The organism is Nonomuraea sp. NPDC048916 (assembly GCF_040649575.1).
Classification (GTDB): Bacteria; Actinomycetota; Actinomycetes; order Streptosporangiales; family Streptosporangiaceae; genus Nonomuraea.
In genome coordinates this window covers 169,840-194,376 of sequence record NZ_JBEZFS010000017.1, presented here as the reverse complement: position 1 = coordinate 194,376, position 24,537 = coordinate 169,840, and the positions used below count along the sequence as shown (strand labels likewise).

The following is a 24,537-nucleotide window of genomic DNA, read 5'->3' as shown; positions in this document are numbered from 1 at the left end:
GGGCAGCAGAGGTGGCATGGTGATCACGTGGCCGGCACTGGAGGTCTCGTGATCACCGAGACGCTGCATCCCGGCCGTGATGGGGCCGGGGTGGTCAGGCGCACCGTCCTCCCCGGTGGGCTGCGCGTGGTGACCGAGACCATGCCGACCGTGCGAAGCGTCGCGGTCGGCATGTGGGTCGGCATCGGCTCACGCGACGAGGCCCCCGAACACACGGGAGCGACCCACTTCCTCGAACACCTGCTGTTCAAGGGCACGCCCACGCGTGACGCCATGGAGATCTCGGCGTCCATCGAGGGCATCGGCGGCGAGATCAACGCGTTCACCGCCAAGGAATACACCTGCTACTACGCGCGGGTGCTCGACGAGGATCTGCCGGTGGCGGTCGATGTCCTCGCCGACGTGGTGACCAGCTCGCTGGTGACCCCCGACGACGTCGAGTCCGAACGCGGCGTGATCCTCGAGGAGATCGCCATGCACGACGACGACCCGTCGGACGTCGTGCACGAGCAGTTCGCGGCAGCTCTCTACGGTGACTCGCCGATCGGGCGGCCCATCCTGGGCACGGTCGAGTCGATCAACTCCCTCGACCGCGACCGGATCGCCGAATACTACGGGCGCCACTACGAGCCACGCCGTACGGTCGTCTCGGTGGCGGGCAATATCCGTCACGAGGAGGTCGTCGAGCTCGTCACCCGCGCCTACGAGCGGGCGGGCGCCCTCGGCGGGCCCGCCGAGTTCGACCCGCCCCGCACGAGCGGACCGGGCGCCGAGACGTGGTCCGGGGCCACGGTGCTCGACCGGCCGACCGAGCAGGCCAACCTGGTGCTCGGCACGACCGGGCTGGCCCGCACCGACGACCGCCGCTTCGCGCTCGGCGTGCTCAACGCCGCGCTCGGCGGCGGCATGTCGTCCAGGCTCTTCCAGGAGATCCGGGAGAAGCGCGGCCTGGCCTACTCCGCCTACAGCTATACCTCGGGCTACGCCGACACCGGCCAGTTCGGCATCTACGTCGGCTGCCTGCCGTCGAAGATCGACGACGTGCTCAAGATCTGCCGTGACGAGGTGGCCAGAGTGGTGGCCGACGGGCTGACCGCCGACGAGATCATGCGCGGCAAGGGCCAGATGCGTGGCGGGCTCGTCCTGGGCCTGGAGGACACCGGCTCGCGCATGTCGCGGATCGGCAAGAACGAGCTGGTCTACGACGAGCTGATGTCCATCGACGAGGTGCTGGCCCGCATCGAGGGGGTCACGCCCGACGAGATCGCCGAGGTGGCCGGAGACATTCTGAGCCGGCCGCTCACGCTCGCCGTGATCGGCCCCTACGGTGACAGGGACTTCTCCGACGCCGTCTCCTGACGTACGGCTCACGCGGGCCCCTTGAGTGGGCCCGCGTGACCCGGCCGTATAGGGTTGACCCCGTGATCAAGGTAGGTGTGCTCGGCGCCCGTGGTCGTGTGGGCGTCGAGGTGTGCAAGGCGGTCGAGGCGGCTCCCGACCTGGAGCTGGTGGCCGCGCTCGACAAGGGCGACGCCATCGACGGCCTCGAAGGGGCCGAGGTGGTGGTCGACTTCACCCATCCCGACGTGGTCATGGACAACCTGCGGTGGGCCATCGAGCACGGCATCCGCCCGGTGGTCGGCACCACCGGGTTCGACGCCGAGCGGCTCGACATCGTGCGCGGCTGGCTGGCCGCCTCGCCCGGCACGAGCGCTCTGATCGCCCCCAACTTCGGCATCGCGGCCGTGCTCATGATGCACTTCGCGCAGCAGGCGGCCAAGCACTTCGAGTCCGTCGAGATCATCGAGCTGCACCATCCCAACAAGGCCGACGCGCCCTCGGGCACCGCCCGCCGCACCGCGGAGCTGGTCGCCGAGGCGCGGGCCAAGGCCGGGCTGGGCGCGATGCCCGACGCCACCAGCACCGAGCTCGACGGCGCGCGCGGCGCCGACGTCGACGGGGTCCACGTGCACGCCGTACGCCTCTCAGGCCTGATCGCGCACCAGGAGGTGCTGCTCGGCGGCGACGGCGAGATCCTCACGATCAGGCACGACACGATGAGCCGTTCGGCGTTCACCCCCGGTGTGCTGCTCGGCATCAGGCGGGTGCGCGAGCTGCCCGGCCTGACCGTCGGTCTGGAGCCCCTGCTCGACCTCTGAACCACGACGTGCCCACTGCCTGGTCACAGGCGGTGGGCACGAAGTGAGGAGGGGGTCTCGGCTCCGCACAGCCGAGCCACGATCTTCACATTAATACAGCGGCCAGATCCGCCCGGACATGAGACCGTGTCGCCATGGTGCGATGGGCCGAATCCAGCGAACTGTCCGATCTGATCTCCATTGAGCTGGCCGCCGACGGGCTCTTCCAGTCGGTGGGCATCGAGTTCCCGCCGGGGACGACACAGATCGAGGAGGTGGACGATCCCGGCTCGGTGCTGGTCGAGGGGGAGCCGCCCGCCGGGTTCGCGCTGGTGGGCTGGCTCGACGGCAACCTGCATCTGGAGCAGCTGGCCGTACATCCCTCGCGCATGCGGCAGGGCATCGGCGGGAGGCTGATCACGGCGGTGCGGGAGCACGCGCGGGCCTGCGGCGCGCCGGCGGTGACGCTGACGACCTTCAGGGACGTGCCGTGGAACGCTCCCTGGTACGAACGCCACGGCTTCACGGTGCTGCCCGACGCCGCCTGGGGGCCGGAGCTGCGGGCCCTGGTCGAGCAGGAACGTGAGCTGGGCATCGAGGTCGCGCCACGCGTGGTGATGCGCGGATAGCCGGGCCGGCTTTTGCCGGTTTTCCCTGTCGGCCCGTCAGGCGCTGCAAGCGGAGTACTTCACCGCCGTGGAGAGCATCATCAGCACCGGCGCCTACCGCACGGCGGCCGGGTGGTCCACGCGGGTGATGGAGCTCGTGGCCGCGCAGCTGCGGCTCGCGGAGTCGTGGGAGGTCGTCCCGACGCGATCAGGCACGGACGTGCTGGTCATGGCGCTCACCATGGCGGGGGTGCGCCCTGCTGGTCGAGCTTCAGCACTTCCGGTACTTCATGCGCGAAGACACGGCCGAGAATGGTGACCCGGCATTAGCGTGGAAGATGTCGATGCGCCCGTATTCGGTGCGGGCGCGGGCGACCATTTCCTGATTTCCCTCCCGGGTGGAGACGTCGGCGACGACGCCCACCGCACTGCCTGAATTCCCCCGGATGGCCTTGACGGTCTCGTCCAGCGCCGCGCGGTCGATGTCGACGCACACCACCGCGACGCCCGCTTCGGCGAGCCGCAGCGCACTGCCCTCGCCGATGCCCTGGCCCGCCCCGGTCACGACGGCGATCTTCCCGCTGAGGTCCATGTCCACTCCGATCGTCCTGCGGGTCCCGGCGACCCTCATGCGGCTCATCATGTTTATCGTGAGTCTTTTCGTCAATGGCATCTCCCCGGGCGTCGAATTTATCCCTCGATAATCGGGTGAACGACGTCCGGCTTGGACACCAGCGTTCATGAAGTGTGGGGATCGGCGCCATTCCGAAGTCGCACTCCATTTAGCCTGGTTCCCGGCCGGCCGTAACGTCGCCGGAAGTTCACGCCATGACCGAAATGGTTTGCCGCCGCCGTCGCTCGGGGGCCTGAGTGGCCGGGCCGGCTTCAGGTGTCCCGGGGCAGCCTCGTGACGCTACAGGGTGGTGGCCAGGCCGATCGCGAGGAGCAGGCCGTACACCATCTGGAGTCTGCCCGTCTGCTGGAGCGCGCCGATCAGGACGGGCCCCTCGGCGCCGCGCAGGACCGTGCGGACGGGGGCGATGGCCAGCGGTCCGGCCAGCACCGCGAGCGCGGCGAGCGGCGCGACCGGGATCATCGCCAGGGCGACCGCGAACGGCACGATCAGGCAGCCCGCGTAGAGGGCGCGGGTGCGCGGGGCGCCCAGCATCACGGCCAGGGTCCGCTTGCCGGCCTGCCCGTCGGTGCCCACGTCGCGCAGGTTGTTGACCACGAGCATCGAGCACGACAGCAGCCCGACCGGGATCGAGGCCACCAGCGCGGCCCAGGACAACTGCTCGGTCTGCACGTACGCGGTGCCGACCACGGGCACGACGCCGAAGAACACGAAGACCGACGCCTCGCCCAGGGCGCGGTAGCCGTACGGGCTCCTGCCCCCGGTGTAGAACCAGGCGGCGGCGATCGCGGCGGCGCCCACCAGCAGGATCCACCAGCCGCGGGTGACGACCACCAGGACCAGCCCGAGCACGGCCGCGGCGGCGAAGCAGCCGAGGGCCGCGGTCAGCACCTGACGCGGTGTGGCCGCTTGCGAGCCGACCAGGCGCATCGGCCCGACGCGCTGGTCGTCGGTGCCGCGGATGCCGTCGCTGTAGTCGTTGGCGTAGTTGACGCCGATCTGCAACAGCAGGGCCACGAGCAGCGCGAGGATCGCCCGCCACCAGTTGAAGCCGTGCTCGCCGATCGCCACGCCGGTGCCGACCATGACCGGCACCACGGCGTTGGGCAGGGTGCGAGGGCGCGCTCCGGCGAGCCACTGGCCGGTGGTTGCCATGTCGGAAAGTCCTCTAGCTGATGTCGGTGGTGAGCCTGACCATGCGGATCGGGCGGCCCATGTCGAGCACCCGCTCGGCCATGTCCTCGCCCCAGCCCGCCGACTCCAGGAAGCCCAGCACCGCGTAGTTGTCGGCGAACACCCAGGTGACGATCTGCCGGTAGCCGTCTTCGCGCAGGTGGTCGACGGTCGCGTTGAGCAGCCGGCTGCCGTGGCCGCGCCGGACGAAGTCGGGGTCGACCAGCAGCGTCAGCATCTCGGCCACCACGGTCGGGTCGAGGTCGGGATCCTCGGCGGGAGCGTGGGAGGCCAGGCCGACCACGCGCTCGCCGCCGCGCGGAGTGGCGAGGGCGGCGCTGCCGCCCGCGCCGAGCGCGGGGAAGCCCTCGGTGTCGAGGATGGTCTCCACCGCGACCAGCACCCGGTGCCGGGACGTGGGCGGGGCGACGATCGCCTCGTCCCACTGGCGCAGCCACATCTTCTCGGCCGCGGCACCGGTCATCTGCTCAAGTGGACCCTCGGGAAGGAAATCCCGATAGCCATAGCGCCAGGCACGAATCTGAACATTCGCCACCTGGAGCACATCCTCGCGCCGGGCCGCCCGGACGCCTACGTCTGCCATCTCGGCCCGCTCCTTCGCCTGCCGTCATGCCACAAGGCACGAGTTACACCGTATCGGTGTTTGAGCCTTGGGGACGACGCGAACCCTGCTTCCTGGCCCGGTAGGCGCGTGTTTTGGTGCGGTTGCCGCAGAGCCGCATAGAACACCACGAGCGGGACCGGTTTTTTGAGACGTCGATGAACGCCCACTGGCAGCCGTGCTCGGCGCACACCTTCAGCCGCTCCCAGGACGCGTCGGCGACCGCCGCGGAGATCCGGGCCAGACCGCCCTGGACGCCGTCCTCGACCGCGACGAGCTCCGGCCGCTCGCCGATCACCACCCTGAGCGGCAGCAGGGGCAACTCGGCCGGCTCCCGCCTGAGCGCCGCCCGCAGCCCCTCACGCAGCGCGACCGCGGTGGCCAGGTCGTCGTCGCCCGCCCGGTCACGCGGCCCGATGAGGTGGTGCTCGCGAAGCCAGACGGCCAGCTCGGCGGGAGAGGTCAGCTCCTCGGAGCCGGCCTCGAGATCAACGGTGTTGAGGAAGTCGCGCACGAGCTCCACTGGCCCCAGCATGTCACCACTGTACGGCAATTGCAGGTTGCAGCATGATGGTCCCTATGATCGTTCGCACCTGGCGGGGCTGGACTCGCGCCGCCGATGCCGAAGCCTACGAGGCCTACCTGATGAGCACCGGGTTCCCCGGCTACACCGCCACCCCGGGCAACAAGGGTGTCCAGTTCACCAGACGCGACGCCGGCGACCGGGCGGAGTTCTTCCTGATCTCACTCTGGGATTCGTGGGAGGCGGTCAGGGCGTTCGCCGGCGACGACCCCGGCAAGGCGGTCTTCTACCCGGAGGACGAGGCGTTCCTGGTCGACCGTGAGCTGACGGTCGACCACTACGAGGTGTTCGCCAGCGCCTGAGCCAGCCGCCGGACGCCTTCCGCCAGCTCCGCCAGGTGCGCGGCGGCGATGTGGGTGACGCGGATGCGCGGGCCGGGCGGCTCCGACGGGTAGTAGATCCTGCCGGGGCTGACGAGTACGCCGTTGCGCTGCGCGGCCTCGACCAGGGCCCGCTCATCGGTCTCCGGCGGCAGGCGTACCCACAGGTGCATGCCGCCTTTCGGCAGCAGGTGCAGCTCGGCGGCGGGGAGCCGGGCGGCCAGCTCGGCGGCGAGCGCGTCGCGACGGGTGGTGATCTCGGCGTGCAGGGCCGTCAGATGCCGCCCCCACGCGGGCGAGCCGACGAACTCCAGCGCCGTCTCCTGCAGCGGGCGGGCCACGAAGAACGACTCCACCAGCTGGCCGGCCCGCAGCCGGTGCGCGGCCGGACCCCGCGCGATCACCGCCGCCACCCGCATGCTCGGGGAGAGGATCTTGGTGAGCGAGGAGATGTGCACGACGGTGCCGTGCGGGTCCATCGAGACCATCGGCGGGGGCGCCTGCTCGATCAGGAACCGGGCGAAGTCGTCCTCGATCACGAACGCGCCGGCCGCCCGGGCCACCTGGAGCACCTGTTCGCGGCGCTCGCGCGGCATCGTGGCGCCCGTCGGGTTGTGCAGCGTGGGCTGGGAGTAGAAGACCCGCGCGCCGGTGACGGCGAAGGCCTCGGCGAGCAGGTCCGGTCGCACGCCCTCCCTGTCCATGGGCACGGCGGTCGCGCGCAGCCCCGCCGCCCTGGCCGCCAACAGCGCCCCCGGATAGGTGGGTGTCTCCACCAGCACCTGCGTGCCCGGCGCCGCCAGCGCCCGGAACGCGTGGGTGAGCCCGGCCTGCCCGCCGCTGACGATCAGCGCGTCTGCCGCGGTCACGTCGCCCCCGGCCTGCGTCGCGAACCACCTGCGCAGCTCGGCCAGCCCGGTCAGCGGCGGCATCGCCCACGCGTCGGGCCTGCGCGCGGCCCGTGCCGCGGCTGCGGCCAGCTGCCTGTCCGGCCGCAGCCCCGCGTGCGGATAGCCGCCGGTCAGCGGCACCACGCCCTCGGGAGGCCGGTCGAGCAGCGCCACCACGGCCGAGTCGTCGACCACCCGGTCACCCAGGGCGACGGTCTGCCAGGAGAAATCAGCGGTGTCGGCGGGCCTGTCCGGCCGGTGCGTGACGAAGGCGCCGCTGCCGGGCCTGGTGACCACCCTGCCCTCGGCGGCCAGCCGGCCGATGGCCCTGGACACAGTCACGGGACTCACGCTGTGCCGCCGCATGATCTCCCGGCTGGACGGGAGCCGGTCTCCCGGCCGCAACCGGGAGACCTCTTCGCGCAGTATCGCGGCGATCTGAGCGATACTGCTATCGTTGTTCATGAGTCATGAGAATAGCGCTATCGTCCAGCGGGAGATAGCGGTCCCGTCCGCTCAGGCGTCTCGCAGGACCGCCCGCCAGGGCACGGCTCTGGCCCTCCTGGGCGTGCTGGCCTTCTCCGGCTCCTTTCCGGCCACCGTCTACGCCATGCGCGGCTTCGACCCGTGGCTCGTCGCCCTGGGCAGGGCAGCCATCGCCGGCGTGATCGCCCTGGTCTGCCTGAAAGCCGCGAAAGTCTCACTCCTTCCGCCGCGACACCAGTGGCGCGCCTACTCGCTGATCTCCCTCGGCGTGGTTTTCGGCTTCCCCGTCTTCAGCGGCCTGGCCCTCGACCTCGGCGCCGGCACCGCGCATTCCGCCGTCGTCATCGGGCTCCTGCCCGCCGCCACCGCCGTCTGTGCCGTCCTGCGCGCCGGCGAGCGCCCCCGGCCACTGTTCTGGGCGGCCTGTACGGCCGGCGCCCTCGCCATCACGGCCTTCACCTTCACCAGGGGCCAGGGAACCGCGGCCTGGGCCGACATCCTCCTGGTCGGAGCCCTCCTATTGGCCGCCGTCGGCTACACCGAAGGCGGCAGGCTGTCCCGCGACACCCCCGGCTGGCAGGTCATCTCCCGCGCCCTCGTCCTGTCCCTCCCGCTCACCGTCCCCATCACCGCGGTGCTCGCACTGACCACCCCCATCCAGCCGTCAGCCGAAGCGCTGGCCGGATTCGCGTACGTGGGACTCATCTCGATGTACCTCGGTTTCTTTCCCTGGTACGCCGGGCTTGCCCGGGGCGGCATCGCCAGGGCCGGCCAGACCCAGCTCGTCCAACCCCTGCTCACCCTGGTCTGGGCGTGGTTCCTGATGGGGGAGAGGTTCGGGCCGGCGACTCTGGCCGGAGCCGTGGCCGTCCTCGTGTGCGTGGCCGCGACCCAGCGCGCGCGTACTTGAAAGCCATGACGCCGCCACGCAGGATGGGGGGTGGAGGTGTCACATGGCTGACCTCACGATCCCGGAAGGCGGCTTCTGGCCCGCGCCGCAGATCCCGCAACCCAACATCTACCCGATGGAGTGGCGGGTCGAGACGGCCAAGCTCGCGGCGATCTACGAGAAATCCAAGCGAACGCTCTGGAACCCTTCCGACCTGCCCTGGGACGCGCTCGAGCCCGGCGACTTCACCCGGGAGCAACGGCTCGGGATCATGTACTGGTTCGCCGTCCTGGCCAACTTCGACGCCTCAGGGCCGGCGGTCTTCGCCCGCGCCACCATCCAGGCGTTCGAGAAACACGAGGAGGACCCGGTCAGGAAGTGCTTCTTCTCCATCACCCGTGACGAGATGAACCACGAGGAATGCTGCCAGCGCACCATCGCCAAGCTCTGGCCCGGCGGCCCTCTCGACTGGACCCCGTCCGACGACCTGGAGAAGGCGGCACACAACAACATCGGCTGGCTTTACCACAACGGCGGCCGCTACTGGACGGGCTACAGCGCCGCCGTGGGCAAGTATTCACTGCCGGTGCTGTTCACCAGCTTCATGATGGGCGAGATGGCGGCGTCCACCCTGTTCAGGGGCATGGCCTCGGGCACGCGGCACCCGGTGTTCGACGAGATGTTCCAGCGCATCGGCCGCGACGAGTCCCGGCATCTCCAGATCTGCATGACCATCCTGGAGAACGAGTGGCCCGGCCTCACCGACGAGACCCGCTCGCTCATCACCCGCCAGCTCCGCGCCGGGTTCGTGTTCCTGTCGATGATCCTCTGGGAGCCGCCCGAAGGCTTCTGGGAGCTCCCGCCGTACTTCCTGGCCAACCACCGCGTCCTCATGGACCACGCCCGCGACGCCGGGCTGGGCGTCCTGTCGTACGAGGAGCAGGCGGAGAACTGGCGGATCGCCATGGCCCACGTCCGCGCGATCGTCGAACGCTGGGGCATCGCCTTCCCGGCCATCCCCGAGCTCGACCTCGAAGGAGTGCCGGTCGACTTCATCGATCCGGAGGAGATCATCCCGGTCTTCTGACGTACGATCCGCACCATGTGGGGACGTATGGATGGGCTCCGCGTGATGGAGCTGGGCACCCCGGGTGAGATGCGCAAGGAGCTCACCGACCTGACCCTGTCGGGGGCCAAGCAGGCCACGGCGGGGCTGCTGGAGCTCGACTACCACGCCCAGGGCGAGGCTTTGGAGCACATCGGCGAGCGGCTGGCGGTGGTGGACGACTCGGGGGCCCGCGCGGCCGTCGTCGAGGTCGTCGGCATCCGGCTCGTGCCCTTCGCCGAGGTCTCCTGGGAGTTCGCGCTGGCGGAGGGCGAGGGGTATCACTCGATCGAACACTGGCGCGACGTGCACCGCCGCTTCTGGGCCGCCGAGGGCTACCACGTCGACGACTCGTCCACAGTCGTCTGCCTCTGGTATCGCCTGGTCACTCCTTAGGCCAGCGCTCCTCAGCGGAGACATAACTGCCTCGCTGCGGAACGGTGTAGATCCATCCTTGCTCCCGCAGCAGGGCCAGGGCGCGGCGTACGGTCTCGCGGGCGACGTCGTAGTGCTGCACCAGCGCCGTCTCTCCAGGAATCGAGCGCCGGGGGTGAAACTCCCCGGCCTTGATCCGGTCGCTCACTTCACTTGCGATGTGCTGGTAGAGCGGAAGTTTCCGAGGGGCGCGCGGCGCCTGGTCGAGAGCACCCACGAAGGTCCCCTCGCCCTGAACGGTGTGTATGAGCCCTTCGTCGCGTAGCACACGAATCGCCCTGCGAGCGGTGGTGCGGGCGACGCCGAACTCCTGCTGGATCTGGGCCTCGCTTGCCACGGGGTCACCGGGAGAGAGCTCGTGGACGATCCGCGAACGGATGACCTCGCTGATCTGAAGGTAGAGATGGGTGTCGCCCTCGGGATCGAGCATGTGCCTAGGGTATACAGGTGCCTATACGTGGGGGGAGCGTTAGGAACCTTTGCTCGCGGGCCACTTCTCCGGGCTGGCCACGTAGGTTCCTCGGTAGGGGACGGTGAACACCCACCCCTCTTCCCTGAGGGCGGCTACGGCCTGTCGCGCCGTGACCTTGGCTACGCCGTACTCCTGCATCATGATCTTCTCGCCGGGAATCGCCCTGTTCGGCGCTATCTCGCCGCGCTGGATCCGCTCGGCGATCTCTTCGGCGATCTTCCGGTACATCGGGATCTTCCGGGAGGCGCGAGGGGCGCCGGGCTGGCCGACGAAGGTCCCCTCGCCTTGGATCGTGTAGGCCATGCCCTGCTCGCGCAACTCGCGAGCCACACGCCTGGCGGTCGTGCGCGCGATCTCGTAGTCCCTCTCGAGTTTGGCCTCGCTCGGCACGGGGTCGCCCGCTTTGAGGTCACCGCGCTCGATCTGCTCGCGGATCAGGTCGGCGACCTGCTTGTAGATAGGTGTGGGCCCGTCGCGGTCAAGCACGCTCGAATCATAGACGAAAACGTACATGAGCGCTCAAAGCAGACACTCAATAGGTATATGGATACGGACTAGACCTATAGATACGCCAGCGTTATAGTGTCCGGGTGTGCTTGGAGTGGAAGGAATTCCATGGCCGACACGTGGCGGAGCCTGTTGGTGTCCCGGCACTCATCGATTGGGAGCCTGAGCGGCCGCGGAGTGCTCGGGTGCGGGTGCGGGATCACACGTGTGACTGCCAGGCCGTCTTCTACGAGTTGTGCCAGGCGGGCGGGCTGAGGTTCATACGAAGGACGAGCAGGAAGGGCGGGCGGATGGTGGTGGATGAGTCTCCCTGGGTGATCGCCGCCGAGGCGGAGGCCCTGTGGCGGCGGCTGCTGGAAGGGAGGGCGCAGTGAGTGTGCGGCATCCCGGATGGCGTCCGGATCGTCCTCGGCCTCCCATGAACTTTTGAGGCTCCCGGGCCTGCCGACACCCGCCGAGGCGGGCCCGGGCCGGCGTGGCTTCGCCGACGAGGATGGAAGGTGCTCGCGAAGCCACGATCAACGAACCGCCATCCGCGCCGCGGTTCGTTCACCAGGACAGGCGACTGCCCGAGCTTGTCCGTTTCCCCGGCAGGTGTCATCCCACAGCACCGCACCTGCCGGGCCCAACGTCCTCGCGAATGCTCGCGAGGAGTCCGGCCCTCCAGCGGGTCATCCGGTCGCACGGGCTCGCTGGAGTGTCCCTCGCGGGCCGCATGGAATCCTCTCGGGCGAGAGCGAAACGGATTCCGTCGCGCCCGCGAGGGACGACCGCGCCGACGCGCCACCTGGCCGCGTCGGAACGCACCTCGCAGACGCATCACTCACGCTCCCTGGCGCCTGCGAGGTGCCACGGCTCCGGCCGCCTCACTGCCGCAGAGGCGGCCGGAGCACCCTTCGCGGGCCCTGACAGTGCTCCCCAGGGCTCGCGAAGGGAGGGTTGCTCCGGCGGATCGTTTGGTCGCGACGATCCGCCGGAGTCGTCCCCCGCCGCGCCACGTGCGTTCTGCAAGGCGCATGTCGCCGGCGGGGGAGCCATCCGCGCCCTCATCCGCGCCCGAGAGGATTGGCGATGTGCCCGTCGGGAGGGCCCGAGGTCGAGGACGTGGCCCCGGCCCTCTGGCAGCGGGACCACATCTGTGCGGGAGTGCGAACCGCGACCTTCGTTGACGGCCGACCCGCGGCAACAGGATGGCACGGTGTCCCGAGACGAGGCGATCGTTCTGCGCTATCGACGGGATCATGGTTTTTGGCCGCCGGTGAGCATGTCAGGCCAGGTTGGGATGCGTCGCCAGGACGTGTCGGTCACGATCAGGTGATCGAGGAAGCGTAGGCCCACCGTCTCCGCGGCCTCCGCGACGCGTGCCGTGGCGGCCAGGTCGTCGTCGCTCGGGTCGAGGGAGCCGCTGGGATGGTTGTGCGCGAGACCGAACGCCGCCCCGCCCGCGGTCAGCACCGCGGTGATGATCTCCCGGACGGGGACCGTCGTGTGGTCGGCCCCGCCCTCGGTGAGCACCGTGCGCCTGAGCACCGCGCCGCGCGTGTCGCAGACCACCACGACCAGGCGCTCGCGCGAGTGGCCCCGCAGCAGGGGAGCCGCGACCGTGGCCAGGTCAGAGGAGCCGGTGACCCTGTCACGCTCGGGCTCGGCCTGCGCTCGCCGTACGAGATGGAAGGCCGCCGCCACGCGCGCGGCCTTGGCGGGACCGACGCCGGGCACGGCGAGCAGCCGGTGCGGGTCTGAGCGGGACAGCCCGTCGAGGTCGCCGCAGTGCTCGATCACCTGGGCGGCCAGATCCATCGCGCTCGAGCCGCGGAAACCTGAGCCGAGCAGCACGGCGAGCAACTCACGGTCGGCCAGCGCCGTCGCACCGCTCGTCATGAGCCGCTCGCGTGGCCGCTCCCGTGCCGGCAGATCCTTCACTCGCATCGGCAACCTCCACCACGGTTGTATCAACGCGCACCGACAACCTCGGCGGCGTCACCATGGGGCGGAGTCGCCTCGTCAGAGCGGCATGCTGTACATGACCCGGAAGCGGTCGCCCGGGATCACGATGTCGCTCGTCTCCACCGGCCGGTCGCCCGCCCAGTGGGTTCGTTCGACGTGCAGGACGTGCACGCCGGCCGGCAGGTCGAGGGCGTCGATCTCGTCGGGCCGGGGGACGCGGGTGCGGACGCTCTCGACGATTTCGGTGACCTTGATGCCATGGGTGTACAGCCTGGCGACCAGACTCCGACGCTCCTCCTCCGAATAGGCGGCGAACTCCAGTGGCTCGTACGAGGTGGCGAGTTGGAGGGGTTTGCCGTCGCTGCGAAAGACGTAGTGTGTCCTGGTCAGCGTGGCCGATGGGTCGAGCCGGAGCCGTCGGGCGAGGTCGGCGCCCGCCTCGGCGGGCTCGCTGTGCCAGTCCCAGGTCACGCGCCTGCCCTGTGACTGCAGGTCGGCCGCGAACGGGGCAGGGTGGTCGAGAAAGCGCCATCGGTGCAAGGGCGCCAGGTCTGGGTGCTCCCTGACGTAATGGCCTGAGCCCACGCGGCCGATGATGAGGCCCTCGCCCGCCAGCACGCGCAGGGCGTGGCGGGCCGCGGTCTCGCCGACCTGATATTTGCGGGTGAGCTGCGCCCGTGAGGGAATGGGCGCGCCGGGGGGAAGGGTGCCGTCGTTGATCTGTCGCCGGATGTCTTCGACGACACGCAGGTAGACCGGATCTGAGGTGGCCACTAGTCCATCCCTGGGGGGTTCGTGTGAGGCGTTGCCCCATGTTGCCGTATTCGGCAGGTAACCGACCGTCATCGATGACCCTTGGAGCCCCAACTTTGCGGCAGTGGAAAATTATCGGCCAAACCCTGTAACGCCGATGTAAGAGTGGCCGATTGTTCGGTAGAGGTCGTCGATGTGTGTACCCCCGAGCACATATCGGCGGCCTCTTCCATTGCGTCCTCACCTCAAGATGTCGACAAAGGGTGGCGAAAAGGGCTTCCGGGCAGGCGAAGCGGGGTGGCGGCGTCCACCGGATTCGGGAATCCAGGTAGCGTTCGCACTATGGCATCGCCAACTGGAACCACGGACGCACCCTTCGGCCGCATGCTGACCGCGATGGTCACGCCGTTCACTGCGGGCGGCGCGGTCGACTACGAGGCCGTGCGCCGCCTCGCCGTCTATCTGGTCGACGAGCAGCGCAACGATGGCCTGATCGTGAGCGGGACGACCGGCGAGTCGCCCACCACCTCCGATGACGAGAAAGAGCGCATTCTGAGCGCCGTGCTCGAGGCAGTCGGCGATCGTGCCACCGTGGTGGCCGGGGTGGGCACCAACGACACCCACCACAGCGTCAAGCTGGCCAGGACCGCGGCCCGGGCCGGCGCCCACGGCCTGCTCGTGGTGACGCCCTATTACAACAAGCCCCCGCAGGAGGGGCTCTACCAGCACTTCGCCGCGGTGGCCGACGCCACCGAGCTGCCGGTGATGCTCTATGACATTCCGGGGCGCAGCGGCGTTCCGATCAAGACCGAGACCCTGATCCGGCTGGCGCAGCACGAGCGCGTCGTGGCCGTGAAGGACGCCAAGGGCGACCTGTTCGCCGGCACCCAGGTGATGACGGCGACCGATCTCGCCTTCTACTCCGGTGACGACCTGCTCAACCTGCCCTGGCTGTCCGTCGGCGCGGCCGGGTTCGTCAGCGTCGTCGGGCACGTCGTCGGGGCCCGGCTGGCCCACATGATCGACCTCTATCGCAACGGCGACGTGACGCAGGCCCTGGGCGTGCACCGGCAGCTGGCGCCTGTGGTCGATGGGATCATGATGAGCGCCGGTGGCGCGATCATGGCCAAGGCGGCGCTGGGCATGGTGGGAGTTCCCGTGGGGCCGGTGCGGCTGCCGCTGGTCACCGCGACGGACAAGCAAATCGCCGAGCTGCGGGTCTGCCTGGTAGCCGGCGGGGTGAAGTTGACAGACGCATAGAAACGGGGAGGAACCAGAAGTTTTGAGAACACGATTTGACCACAGGGGCCCGGCATGAGCCATCCACATCCTGATCTCGGCCCCCCACCGGCCCTGCCCGAAGGCGGCCTGCGCATCGTCGCGCTGGGCGGACTGGGCGAGATCGGCCGAAACATGGCCGTCTTCGAATACGGCCGCCGCCTGCTGATCGTCGACTGCGGGGTGCTGTTCCCCGAGCCGGACCAGCCGGGGGTCGACCTGATCCTGCCCGACTTCGAATACATCAGGGACCGGCTCGACGACGTCGAGGCCATGGTGCTGACGCACGCCCATGAGGACCACATCGGGGCGGTCCCCTACCTTCTGCGCGAGCGGCGCAACATTCCGCTCATCGGGTCCAAGCTGACGCTGGCCCTCATCGAGGCCAAGCTCACCGAGCACCGCATCCAGCCGACCAAGGTCGAGGTGGCCGAAGGAGAGCGGCACAGGTTCGGGCCGTTCGACTGTGAGTTTCTCGCGGTCAACCACTCGATTCCCGACGCGCTGGCGGTGGCGATCAGGACGCCCGCCGGCATCGTGCTGCACACCGGTGACTTCCGGATGGACCAGCTGCCGAGCGACGGCCGCCTTACAGACCTGGGCGGGTTCGCCAGGCTCGGCACCGAGGGCGTCGACCTGCTGATGTCCGACTCGACCAACGCGGAGGTGCCCGGGTTCGTCACCAGCGAGCGGGAGATCGCGCCGGTCATCGACGAGGTGATCCGCACCTCCGAGCAGCGGGTCATCGTGGCCAGCTTCGCTTCCCACGTGCACCGCATCCAGCAGGTCATGGACGCGGCCGCCCGGCACGGCCGCAAGGTCGCACTGGTCGGCCGGTCGATGGTGCGCAACATGGGCGTGGCCCGCGACCTCGGCTACCTCAAGGTGCCGCCGGAGTTGATCGTCGACTCCCGCGACATCGAGGAGTGGCCGCCGGAGGACGTGGTGCTCGTCTGCACCGGGTCTCAGGGCGAGCCGATGGCGGCGCTGTCCAGGATGGCCAACCGCGACCACCCGATCCGCGTCGCCCAGGGCGACACCGTGCTGCTGGCCTCGTCGCTGGTGCCCGGCAACGAGACCGCGGTCAACAAGGTGATCAACGGGCTGACCCGCTGGGGTGCCCGCGTCGTGCACAAGGGCAACGCCAAGGTGCACGTCTCCGGGCACGCGGCCGCGGGTGAGCTGCTCTACGTGCTCAACCTGACCCGGCCGTCCAACTTCATGCCCGTGCACGGCGAATGGCGGCACCTCCGGGCGCACGCCAAGCTCGCCGCGCTCACCGGCGTGCCCGACGACCACATCGTGATCGCCGAAGACGGCGTCGTGGTGGACCTGGTCGACGGCCGGGCGAGGATCGTCGGCGCCGTCCACGCCGGATACGTGTACGTGGACGGGTCCTCGGTCGGCGAGATCACCGACACCTCGCTGAAGGACCGCCGGATCCTCGGCGACGAGGGTTTCATCTCGGTGGTCGTCGTGGTCGACTCGAATACCGGCAAGCTCATGGGCGGGCCCGAGATTCACGCGCGGGGCTCCGGCATCGATCCGGCCCAGTTCGACGAGTTCATCCCGCAGATCCAGAGGGCGCTCGAGGAGAAGGCCGCCGACGGGGTGATCGACACGCAGGAGATCCGGCGGGTGGTCCGCCGCACAGTCGGTCGCTGGGTGAGCGACACCTACCGGCGTCGGCCGATGATCATCCCTGTGGTGCTCGAGGTCTGAGGCTCCCTCCGGTACGGCAGGCCTGTCCGCCTGCCGTACCGACCGGCGGCCGGGCCTCCGCTGATCAGGTGCTCGGCTGTACGGGGTGAAGGCCCGGCCTGCGAGGGGGCCCGGTCGACGCGAGGCGGGTCGACCACGCGCACGAGGCAGATGTCCCGGGTGGGGGGCTCGGCGAGGACCGCCTGAGTGGTCACGCTGGTCCCACACGGAATTTCACCATCCTCGACTGCTCTGGTCGGCACGGCCTGTATGGGGCCTGTTCCGGTGTCGGTCTGCACTGCCTCGGTGCGCCCGCCTCGGTGCGCCCGCCTCGTGCGGCCCGCTTCTTACGCTCCGTATCGGTACGGTTGCTGTCGGTCTGCACCCGGTCGGTGCGGCCTATCTCGGTGCGGCCGGTGTCCGTACCCCGCCCCACGCGACGGAACTGCGCGACCATGCCGAGGTTCGTTGTCCGACCGCTCCTCAGATCAGCTTTAAACGTCTCGTCGGCACAGCAGCCATGCCCCTGCGACTATCGGCAACAGTGCGTAAGTGGCGAGCACCACGGCCGCCGCTGTGGGCGGCAGGAGCGACCCGTACACGGAATGGGTGAGGTCGTCGCCGGTGATCTGGCCGGGGAGTCCCCCGATCATCACCGAGCCGAGACGCTCGCTCCACGGCTCAGGCAGGTTGCCGACGATCATCGGGATCACGTAGACCAATCCGACGAGGATGGTGATCGCACCGGCCGTCGAGCGCAGGATCACACCCAGTCCTAACCCGAGCAGGGCGAACACCGGGACAGAGAGGCCAGTGGTGATCAGCGTCGGTAGCCTGTCGACCAGCGGCGTCGTATAGACGCCCGCGAACCGGTCATCGATCACCCAGCGGCACAGAAAGTATGTGCCGAACTCCACCGTTGGCCCCATCATCAATCCGAGCGCGCCCACGACCGTGGCCTTCGCCGTCAGCACCGGCCAGCGCCTCGGCACTACCGCGAGACTCGCCCTGATCATGCCCGTCACGTATTCCGATGTGATGGTCAAGACACCCAGAACGCCTAGGCAGAGCTGAGGGACGATCACCAGCACCTTCTCCAACTCCGCGAGGCTTGCCCTCGACCGCTGGTCTGGCGGTGCACTGTCGTACATTCCGGCAGCCATCCATGCGAGCCCGACGCCCAGGAGGATGGTGCCGAGGCTGAGAGCCAGGATGAGGTGACTGGAGCGGACCGAGCGGACCTTCAGCCATTCCGAGGCGAGCACGTTCGTCGAGGCTTCTCGAGCCCTGAGATTCCTGGATCTGCTCGTGAAAGAGGTCATGCGTCTCGTCTCCTCAACATGTGGAAGCCGACGGCCAGCGCGATGACCGCGTAGCCCTGACGCATTGCCGACACGCCCCAAGGTGGCAGGAAGCTGTCACCGAACCCTCTCGACGGTCGCTGGCCGGCGATCTGCGGCACCAGGTTGGGCAACATGAGTGCGGTGACTCGGGTGTGCCATGGGGCGGGCAGGTAGGCGGCGATAGTCGGCAGAACGAACAACACCGGGACCACCGAGACGATGGAGCCCGCCGTCGACCGGGTGACGAAGCCCAGCCCCAGGCCCACTAGTGCCAGGACCGTCACCGACGACCCGGAGGCGAGCAGTATCGGCAGATCGTGCGAGAAGACGGTCTCGTTGAAGCCCAACGGTCGGTCATCCGCTATCAGCCAACTCACTACATAGGTGATCAGAATGACGACGTGGGCTGCGACGAACGTGACAGCGCCGGCCACTCCCGCCTTGGCCAGCAGCAGCGCACCCCGTCTGGACACAGCGGTCAGGCCGGACCGGATCATGCCCGTGGTGTGCTCCGAAGTGATCGCGAGCACGCCGATCACCACCAGACTGATTTGGATCAACGGCAGGAATGCCTGCTCGGGTGCCGCTGCCTGGACTGATCCGCGTTCGGCCGTCAGGCCGCTCACATAGAACGTCCACACCACACCGAGAGCCACCATGAGGGCTGCGATTCCGATGGCGTGGTAGGTCGGGGTGACCGAACGCAACTTCAGCCATTCGGACGATAGGACGGCTCTCATCTTGAGGATCCGAACTGCACGCTGGTCGCCGTCAATGCCATGTAGGCGTCTTCGAGGGTCGGATGACTCGCGATGAGCTCCTCGACCGTCGCGTCGGCGACCAGCCTGCCCCGGCCCACGATGATGATGCGCTCGGCGGTCAACGCCATCTCGCTCATCAGATGGCTGGACAGCAGGATCGTCCGACCCTCGCCCGCGAGGGTGCGCATGAGGTCACGGATCCAGCGCACGCCGTCGGGATCGAGACCGTTCACGGGCTCGTCGAACATCAACACCTCAGGGTCACCCAGCAGGGCGGCCGCGATGCCGAGCCGCTGTTTCATGCCGAGTGAGAAGCCGCCCACCCGCTTGCGGGCCACACCCGCCAGCCCCACCTGCTCCAGCACTTCGGCCACTCGCCGCGGGCCGATGTCATTGGTGCGGGCCAGGCACAGCAGGTGGTTGTAGGCGCTGCGACCGCCGTGCACGGCGTTGGCGTCCAGCAACGCGCCGACTTTGCGCATGGGGAGGCTCAGCGAGGCGTATGGCCGGCCGTTGACCAGGGCCTCTCCCGAAGTGGGAGCGTCGAGGCCGAGGATCAGCCGCATGGTGGTGGATTTGCCCGAGCCGTTGGGGCCGAGGAAGCCCGTCACATGGCCGGGTGTCACCGTGAAGGTCAGGTCGTCCACCGCGAGCGTGGCACCGTAACGTTTGGTCAGGCTTCTTAGTTCGATCACGCCGTAAACGATGAGGCAAAGCGGTCGCTCGACACATCAGACCACGGTCCGAATATCAAGGTCAGACCCTGGGCTGACGTGCCCGGCCCGCCGAACCGGCTACCTTCAACGCGTGCACGAGCCACACCCCCTCTTCGTCAGGCGCTTGAGCCGTGGCCAGCTGATGGTCCTCGATCTGCTGGCCGGGCTGGCGTTCTCACTCCTGTTCCTGACGGCAGTGACCAACGCCACGGGCGTGCCGCCGTGGGCGAGGCTGGTCATCCCCTTCGCACTGGGGTTGCCGCTGGCCCTGCGAAGGTCGTGGCCGATGCCGATCTTCTGCCTCACACTGGCGCTCGCGATACTGGCGGTGCTGCTCGGCGCCGTGACCTTCGCCTATGTCTCACCGGCCTACGCGCTCTACGTCGTGGCGCTGGCCGACATCGGAGGTGCCCGGGTGCCGACCACGGCGATCGCGGGGCTCACCCTGGTCACCTTGGGCGGTCTGGTCATGGCAGGAGGCGTCCGGCAAACAGGGGAGCCGACCTGGACGACACACCTCGATGTGCCGCTGATCGGCATCGCCGCGCTGGGAGGTGCCTGGACGGTCGGGCGGGCCGTACGAGAGCGAAGGGTCTACGCGGCCCGCGACGCCGATCGGCTCGCTGAGCAGGCGGTGACGGAGGAACGACTGCGCATCGCCCGCGAGCTCCACGACGTGGTCGCCCACAGCGTTGGCCTGATCGCGGTCAAGGCGGGCGTGGCCAACCATGTCATGAGCACCAAGCCCGAAGAGGCACAGGACGCGCTTCGGGTGATCGAGACCGCGAGCCGGAGCGCGCTTGTGGAGATGCGCCATCTGCTCGGTGTCCTCCGTTCCGCGGAGGTGCCCGACCTTGGTCCCGCTCCGGGGCTCAGCGGACTCGCGGGCCTGGCCGAGCAGGCCAAGATGGCGGGCGTCGACGTGGACCTCGACGTCAGGCTCGGGTCGGAAGGGAACCGGTTACCCGAGGGGGTCGAGTTGTCGGTCTATCGGATTGTGCAGGAGGCGCTCACCAACGTGGTCAAGCATGCCGCGCCCGCGCGCTGCCGCGTGACGCTGGTCGCCGACGAACGGGAGGTGCGGATCGAGGTGATGGACGACGGGCCTGGGCGCCGCGTGATCCCTGTCGAGGCCGCAGGGCATGGGCTGATCGGGATGCGGGAGCGGATCATGATGTACGGCGGAGAGTTCGAGGCGAGGGGCATTCCTGGACAGGGATTTCGTGTCGTGGCCCGCCTGCCGTATGTCCACACTTCTCCTGGAGGTGCTTCATGATCCGTGTTCTGGTGGCCGATGATCAGGCATTGCTCAGGGGGAGCTTCAGGGTGTTGGTCGACTCCGAGCCTGACCTGACCGTCGTGGGGGAGGCATCTACGGGGGCCGAAGCGGTCTCCGTCGCGCTGCGGGAGCGGCCTGACGTGGTGCTCATGGATGTCCGGATGCCGGAAATGGATGGCATCGAGGCCACCAGGCGCATCGGTAACGTTTCGCGCGTTCTGATCGTGACCATGTTCGACCTCGACGCCTACGTGTACGACGCCCTTCGTGCCGGGGCGAGTGGGTTCCTGCTCAAGGACACCCCGCCGGCCGAGTTGCTGGCCGCAGTCCGGGTGGTGGCCGGTGGTGACGCCCTGCTGGCTCCGACCGTGACACGGAGGCTGATCGAGGAGTTCACGCGCAGCCCGGCCGTGCCCCGCGTGCACGGGCTCGAAGGGGTGACCGAGCGGGAGCGGGAGGTGCTCACACTCATTGCGCGTGGTCTGTCCAACAACGAGATCTGCGCCCACCTGCAGTTGAGCTTGGCCACGGTCAAGACACACATCAGCCGGTTACTGGCCAAGCTCGAAGCTCGAGACCGGGCGCAGCTCGTTATCGCCGCATACGAGAACGGGCTGGTGGGTTCGGCTCAGTGAAGGGCTCCATCGTCGCGGTGCTTGTACCTGGGGGTCCGGCATTGCGACCCCGTCAGCGGCTCGCGGTATCGGCTCGCGGTGTGGTGCTTGGGATGGGGCGGTGCCGGAAGAGGCCGTGGTGGAAACATGGTGGTGCCGGGCTGTGGCCGAAAGACGATTGAGGTTAGGGATGGCCGTCAACGGGGGTTGTGGTTTTGGTTTGACGACGGTTGGTTCCGCGTTCGGTAACGTCCCGAGCATGAGTGACGTAAAGGTGGTCTTCCGGAAGTACGGCGGAGCGTTGCACTGGAATCATGCGGCGACGCTACTTGGTGAGGACGAGCACGGAGTATGGGTCGCGGTGCCTGGCGGGACCTACGCGCGTAAGGGAACGGGGCCGCCGGTCATGTCCAAGACCGCGAGCATCATGCTGTTTCCGCGCGACGCCTGGTGGACCGCGTCCTTCAATGCCCCGCCGCACAAGGTGGAGATCTACGTGGATGTGACGACCGTGCCCGAATGGAGGGATGGCGAGGTGACCATGGTCGATCTCGACCTCGACGTGATCCGGATGCGGGATGGGCGGTTGATTCTGGATGACGAGGACGAGTTCGCCGAGCATCAGGTGTCGCTGGGATATCCCGCCGATGTGATCGAACGGGCGGAGGAGACGGCCCACTGGCTGATGGTCGCCGTGAAGGAGGGGCAGGGCGTGTTCGGCGGCGCCCACGTCGGCTGGCTGCTTCAAGTGACGTGAGCGGCTTTACTCCCTCATGCGGTTCGGTGATAGCAGTGGGGTTTTGGGGACGGTGAATTTCTAGCAGGACAGGCGGAGGGCTTCGGCGATGGCGGCCAGGCGTGGAGGTGAGGCCAGGCCGGCGTGGTAGAGGTGAAACTCCGCGGCTCCCGCCTTGGCGTACGTCCTGAGCAGGTCGGCCAGGGCCACCGGATCGGCCGGGCGGGGAGGAAGGGCGAGGACATAGGCGCCCACCCGCTGACCGGGGCCACAGAGTGCGGAGAGAAGTGAGAGACGGGCGGCATCCGAAGCCGGGTCGCCCCAGCAGTTGCCGACCAGCACGTCGGCGCCGGGCTCGCCGGCTGGGAGGGCGGCGAAGGCGCCGGTGGCCCAGGGGTCGGGGTCGGCGTGCAGGGTGATGGGCACGCCAGGCGTGGTCTCGCGGGCCGCGGCGATGAGGCGGTGGCGTAGAGAGGCCGACAAGGCGACGCGTACGGCGCGTACCTCGTCGGCCAGGGGGCCCAGAGTGTCCTCGACCGACGCGGGTCGGCTCCCGGAGTGGGCGTCGATCGCCGCTCGGACTCGTTCTCCGGTGCCCGAGGGATAGCGCTGTGCGCAGGACGTGCAGAAGCAGAGTGTCAGGAGGTCACCGTCGACGGCCGTCCAGTCGGCGCCGGCCGTCTTCTCGTGGACGCTCTGGTGGCCGAAGCCCATGGGGCCGCAGGCTTCCAGGATCAGCGCGTCGGGCCGGCCGGCGGCGAGCACCTCGCGCACGAGGCGCTCGCAGTACTCCACGACGTCGTCGAAGGCCGGGCACAACGCGTACGGGTAGGCGTCGCCGAAGGCGTTGCGCACCACCAGGTCGGGGTGGGCGGCGCCGAGGGCGGAGTTGTGGGTGAGCACCGTCCAGGCGTGGACCTGGAGTCCGGCGGCGCGCAGGGCGTCACTGGCTCGCAGATACGCGTCGGGGCTGGTCCAGGTCGGCGGCCTGGGTGCCAGGCGGCCCCAGGCGGAGGTACGAATCGGGAGGTAGAAGGCCGCATGAGACACGTCCAGGACCCGGTGCGAGGGATGGTACGGCGTGGCCGCGCGGGTGGAGTGGTAGCTCGCGGCCAGTGCGACCGCCTCGACGCCCAGGCCGGCGAGCCGTTCGGGAGCGGAGGGATCGCCGACGATGTCCCAGGGGTAGGCGTAGGCCACGTTCACCAGCGTGGTCTCCTCGCGGTGAAGGAAGGCTCGAAGCGCCGCATGTACGCGGTGTCGTCCCGGGCGGTGATGCCGCACTTCAGATACCGCTCATGCATGATGGCGAGGGCGTCGCGGTCCAGTTCCACGCCCAGGCCGGGGCCGGAGGGCACGCGCACCGCGCCGTTGACGAAGCCGAGGCTGCCTGGGGCGATGACGTCCTGGCCGTCCTGCCAGGGCGTGTGCGTGTCGCAGGCGTAGGTGAGGTTGGGGGTGGCGGCGGCCAGATGGGTCATGGCTGCCAGGCTGATGCCGAGATGGGAGTTGGAATGCATGGAAAGGTCAAGCCCGAACGTGGCGCAGAGGGAGGCGACGTGCGAGGAACGCACCAGACCGCCCCAGTAGTGGTGGTCCAGGAGCAGCACACCGATGGCGTGCCGGGCGATGGCCGGGGGCAGGTGTTCCGGAGTCACCACGCACATGTTGGTGGCCAACGGCATCGGCACCTCGCGAGCGACCTGTGCCATGCCGGAGATGCCCGGCGTGGGGTCCTCCAGATACTGCAGCATGCCGTCGAGTTCCCGCCCGACCTGGATCGAGGTCTCCACGCTCCAGGCGGCGTTCGGGTCGAGCCGCAGCGGCACACCCGGGAACGCCTCGTGCAGCGCCTTGATCGCCTCGATCTCCTCGGCCGGCGGAAAGACGCCGCCCTTGAGCTTGATCGAGGTGAAGCCGTGCTCCTTGATGAACAGCGCCGCCTGGGCGACCATCCCCTCCGGATCGAGCGCCGCGCCGAACCTGTCGGAAGGGGTGTCCGGGTGACCGGCCCACTTGTAGAAGAGGTAGGCGCTGTACGGCACGGCGTCGCGCACCCTGCCGCCGAGCAGGTCGACGACCGGCACCCCGGCCGCCTGGCCCCTGATGTCCAGGCAGGCCACCTCGAAGGGCGCGAACACCCGGTCGATGCTCTTCTCCTTGGTCGCGATCCCGGTGAGCCCGTGCATGTCGGTCACCACGTCGCCGACGATCGCGGTGATCCTCGCGTACATCTCGTTCGTCGCGTGCACGTCCAGGCCGGTGAGCGCCTCGGCGCAGTCGCGCACCTTGTTCAGGTGGCCCAGGTCGCCGTACGTCTCGCCGAGCCCGCTCAACCCCTCGTCGGTGACCAGCTCGACGATCGTGCGCAGTGCCCACGGCTCGTGCACGCCGGCGGCGTTCAGCAGGGGCGGATCACGGAAGGCGACGGGCGTGACGCGGATCTGCCGAATGATCATATGACCGCCGTCCATATATGTGAACCATTGCCAGATTTGTGGACAGGTAGTCGCAACTGTAAGAATCAGGCTGAGAAAGTGTCAAGAC

26 protein-coding genes and 1 pseudogene are annotated in these 24,537 nt (G+C 68.8%); 13 read left to right on the top strand and 14 right to left on the bottom strand.

All coding sequences use genetic code 11. The features are described 5' to 3' along the window. The first annotated feature begins 51 nt into the window (after nucleotides 1-51). The 3 genes from AB0C16_RS20470 to AB0C16_RS20460 all read left to right on the top strand — a co-directional run bounded on the left by AB0C16_RS20470 (nucleotide 52) and on the right by AB0C16_RS20460 (nucleotide 2,767). Nucleotides 52-1,359 (top strand): pitrilysin family protein, encoded by a 1,308-nt coding sequence (locus AB0C16_RS20470; protein ID WP_357685271.1) that lies wholly within the window; start codon nucleotides 52-54, stop codon nucleotides 1,357-1,359. 62 nt (nucleotides 1,360-1,421) lie between these two features. Then, a complete protein-coding gene (gene dapB / locus AB0C16_RS20465; protein ID WP_357685077.1) occupies nucleotides 1,422-2,159 on the top strand; it encodes a 4-hydroxy-tetrahydrodipicolinate reductase in 738 nt (245 codons plus the stop codon). A 134-nt stretch (nucleotides 2,160-2,293) separates the two neighbouring features. Further along, nucleotides 2,294-2,767: a GNAT family N-acetyltransferase gene (locus AB0C16_RS20460; protein WP_357685075.1), complete on the top strand. Its 474-nt coding sequence runs from the start codon at nucleotides 2,294-2,296 to the stop codon at nucleotides 2,765-2,767. A gap of 250 nt (nucleotides 2,768-3,017) precedes the next feature. Here the strand turns inward: AB0C16_RS20460 and AB0C16_RS20455 are convergent, their stop codons facing one another. The 4 genes from AB0C16_RS20455 to AB0C16_RS20440 all read right to left on the bottom strand — a co-directional run bounded on the left by AB0C16_RS20455 (nucleotide 3,018) and on the right by AB0C16_RS20440 (nucleotide 5,710). After that, entirely contained in the window at nucleotides 3,018-3,338 is a 321-nt protein-coding gene (locus AB0C16_RS20455; protein WP_357685270.1) for an SDR family NAD(P)-dependent oxidoreductase, read from the bottom strand. 321 nt (nucleotides 3,339-3,659) lie between these two features. Then, a complete protein-coding gene (locus tag AB0C16_RS20450; RefSeq protein ID WP_357685073.1) occupies nucleotides 3,660-4,535 on the bottom strand; it encodes a 1,4-dihydroxy-2-naphthoate polyprenyltransferase in 876 nt (291 codons plus the stop codon). Between the two features lie 13 nt (nucleotides 4,536-4,548). Further along, nucleotides 4,549-5,157: a GNAT family N-acetyltransferase gene (locus AB0C16_RS20445; protein WP_357685071.1), complete on the bottom strand. Its 609-nt coding sequence runs from the start codon at nucleotides 5,155-5,157 to the stop codon at nucleotides 4,549-4,551. A 43-nt stretch (nucleotides 5,158-5,200) separates the two neighbouring features. After that, on the bottom strand, nucleotides 5,201-5,710 hold the full coding sequence (locus AB0C16_RS20440) for a CGNR zinc finger domain-containing protein (protein ID WP_357685069.1): 510 nt from the start codon (nucleotides 5,708-5,710) through the stop codon (nucleotides 5,201-5,203). A gap of 44 nt (nucleotides 5,711-5,754) precedes the next feature. On the opposite strand from AB0C16_RS20440, the gene AB0C16_RS20435 reads away from it, so the two are divergent. Continuing rightward, complete coding sequence (locus tag AB0C16_RS20435; RefSeq protein ID WP_357685067.1) at nucleotides 5,755-6,060, top strand: antibiotic biosynthesis monooxygenase; 306 nt, start codon at nucleotides 5,755-5,757, stop codon at nucleotides 6,058-6,060. Here AB0C16_RS20435 and AB0C16_RS20430 read toward each other — a convergent pair. Further along, nucleotides 6,036-7,433 carry a PLP-dependent aminotransferase family protein gene (locus AB0C16_RS20430; protein WP_357685065.1) on the bottom strand — a complete coding sequence of 466 codons (1,398 nt, stop codon included), beginning with the start codon at nucleotides 7,431-7,433 and terminating at the stop codon, nucleotides 6,036-6,038. The genes AB0C16_RS20435 and AB0C16_RS20430 overlap by 25 nt on opposite strands. Here AB0C16_RS20430 and AB0C16_RS20425 point away from each other — a divergent pair. From AB0C16_RS20425 to AB0C16_RS20415, 3 genes are read left to right on the top strand one after another with little or no spacing between them, the layout of a single operon-like run. Further along, nucleotides 7,432-8,364 carry a DMT family transporter gene (locus AB0C16_RS20425; RefSeq protein WP_357685063.1) on the top strand — a complete coding sequence of 311 codons (933 nt, stop codon included), beginning with the start codon at nucleotides 7,432-7,434 and terminating at the stop codon, nucleotides 8,362-8,364. The genes AB0C16_RS20430 and AB0C16_RS20425 overlap by 2 nt on opposite strands. A 43-nt stretch (nucleotides 8,365-8,407) precedes the next feature. Then, a complete protein-coding gene (locus tag AB0C16_RS20420) occupies nucleotides 8,408-9,430 on the top strand; it encodes a hypothetical protein (RefSeq protein ID WP_357685061.1) in 1,023 nt (340 codons plus the stop codon). Nucleotides 9,431-9,445: 15 nt separating this feature from the next. After that, nucleotides 9,446-9,844 (top strand): ASCH domain-containing protein, encoded by a 399-nt coding sequence (locus AB0C16_RS20415; protein ID WP_357685059.1) that lies wholly within the window; start codon nucleotides 9,446-9,448, stop codon nucleotides 9,842-9,844. Here AB0C16_RS20415 and AB0C16_RS20410 read toward each other — a convergent pair. Continuing rightward, nucleotides 9,834-10,313, bottom strand: coding sequence for a winged helix-turn-helix domain-containing protein (locus AB0C16_RS20410; RefSeq protein WP_357685057.1), 480 nt, complete (start codon nucleotides 10,311-10,313; stop codon nucleotides 9,834-9,836). The genes AB0C16_RS20415 and AB0C16_RS20410 overlap by 11 nt on opposite strands. A gap of 39 nt (nucleotides 10,314-10,352) precedes the next feature. Beyond that, nucleotides 10,353-10,868: a GntR family transcriptional regulator gene (locus AB0C16_RS20405; RefSeq protein ID WP_357685055.1), complete on the bottom strand. Its 516-nt coding sequence runs from the start codon at nucleotides 10,866-10,868 to the stop codon at nucleotides 10,353-10,355. A gap of 179 nt (nucleotides 10,869-11,047) precedes the next feature. Between AB0C16_RS20405 and AB0C16_RS20400 the strand changes: the two genes are divergently transcribed. Continuing rightward, a complete protein-coding gene (locus tag AB0C16_RS20400) occupies nucleotides 11,048-11,236 on the top strand; it encodes a hypothetical protein (protein WP_357685054.1) in 189 nt (62 codons plus the stop codon). A gap of 865 nt (nucleotides 11,237-12,101) precedes the next feature. Here the strand turns inward: AB0C16_RS20400 and radC are convergent. Then, complete coding sequence (gene radC / locus AB0C16_RS20395; protein ID WP_357685052.1) at nucleotides 12,102-12,791, bottom strand: DNA repair protein RadC; 690 nt, start codon at nucleotides 12,789-12,791, stop codon at nucleotides 12,102-12,104. A gap of 75 nt (nucleotides 12,792-12,866) precedes the next feature. Then, nucleotides 12,867-13,583, bottom strand: a complete 717-nt coding sequence (locus tag AB0C16_RS20390; RefSeq protein ID WP_357685050.1) for a GntR family transcriptional regulator — start codon at nucleotides 13,581-13,583, stop codon at nucleotides 12,867-12,869. Nucleotides 13,584-13,904: 321 nt separating this feature from the next. Between AB0C16_RS20390 and dapA the strand changes: the two genes are divergently transcribed. Beyond that, nucleotides 13,905-14,822: a 4-hydroxy-tetrahydrodipicolinate synthase gene (gene dapA, locus AB0C16_RS20385; RefSeq protein WP_357685048.1), complete on the top strand. Its 918-nt coding sequence runs from the start codon at nucleotides 13,905-13,907 to the stop codon at nucleotides 14,820-14,822. Between the two features lie 54 nt (nucleotides 14,823-14,876). Continuing rightward, a complete protein-coding gene (locus AB0C16_RS20380; RefSeq protein WP_357685046.1) occupies nucleotides 14,877-16,562 on the top strand; it encodes a ribonuclease J in 1,686 nt (561 codons plus the stop codon). Nucleotides 16,563-17,035: 473 nt separating this feature from the next. Here the strand turns inward: AB0C16_RS20380 and AB0C16_RS20375 are convergent, their stop codons facing one another. The 3 genes and pseudogenes from AB0C16_RS20375 to AB0C16_RS20365 form a co-directional block, all read right to left on the bottom strand. Continuing rightward, on the bottom strand, nucleotides 17,036-17,863 hold the full coding sequence (locus AB0C16_RS20375; protein ID WP_357685044.1) for an ABC transporter permease: 828 nt from the start codon (nucleotides 17,861-17,863) through the stop codon (nucleotides 17,036-17,038). Continuing rightward, complete coding sequence (locus AB0C16_RS20370) at nucleotides 17,860-18,624, bottom strand: ABC transporter permease (protein ID WP_357685042.1); 765 nt, start codon at nucleotides 18,622-18,624, stop codon at nucleotides 17,860-17,862. The genes AB0C16_RS20375 and AB0C16_RS20370 overlap by 4 nt, the downstream gene beginning before the upstream one ends. A 71-nt stretch (nucleotides 18,625-18,695) precedes the next feature. Then, a pseudogene (locus AB0C16_RS20365) lies at nucleotides 18,696-19,340 on the bottom strand (ATP-binding cassette domain-containing protein); the annotation flags it as partial. Nucleotides 19,341-19,452: 112 nt separating this feature from the next. On the opposite strand from AB0C16_RS20365, the gene AB0C16_RS20360 reads away from it, so the two are divergent. From AB0C16_RS20360 to AB0C16_RS20350, 3 genes are all read left to right on the top strand, one after another. Beyond that, on the top strand, nucleotides 19,453-20,637 hold the full coding sequence (locus tag AB0C16_RS20360; RefSeq protein ID WP_357685041.1) for a sensor histidine kinase: 1,185 nt from the start codon (nucleotides 19,453-19,455) through the stop codon (nucleotides 20,635-20,637). Continuing rightward, nucleotides 20,634-21,275, top strand: a complete 642-nt coding sequence (locus tag AB0C16_RS20355) for a response regulator transcription factor (RefSeq protein ID WP_357685039.1) — start codon at nucleotides 20,634-20,636, stop codon at nucleotides 21,273-21,275. Before AB0C16_RS20360 ends, AB0C16_RS20355 begins: the two co-directional genes overlap by 4 nt. Before the next feature lie 100 nt (nucleotides 21,276-21,375). Beyond that, complete coding sequence (locus AB0C16_RS20350) at nucleotides 21,376-22,011, top strand: DUF402 domain-containing protein (protein WP_357685037.1); 636 nt, start codon at nucleotides 21,376-21,378, stop codon at nucleotides 22,009-22,011. Nucleotides 22,012-22,071: 60 nt separating this feature from the next. On the opposite strand, the gene AB0C16_RS20345 is transcribed toward AB0C16_RS20350, so the two are convergent. Both AB0C16_RS20345 and AB0C16_RS20340 read right to left on the bottom strand, forming a co-directional pair. Further along, nucleotides 22,072-23,196, bottom strand: a complete 1,125-nt coding sequence (locus AB0C16_RS20345) for a hypothetical protein (protein ID WP_357685035.1) — start codon at nucleotides 23,194-23,196, stop codon at nucleotides 22,072-22,074. Continuing rightward, the gene (locus AB0C16_RS20340) at nucleotides 23,193-24,449 is read right to left on the bottom strand and encodes a glucarate dehydratase family protein (protein ID WP_357685033.1); all 1,257 of its coding nucleotides are present in this window, start codon (nucleotides 24,447-24,449) and stop codon (nucleotides 23,193-23,195) included. The genes AB0C16_RS20345 and AB0C16_RS20340 overlap by 4 nt, the downstream gene beginning before the upstream one ends. Nucleotides 24,450-24,537: the final 88 nt, after the last annotated feature.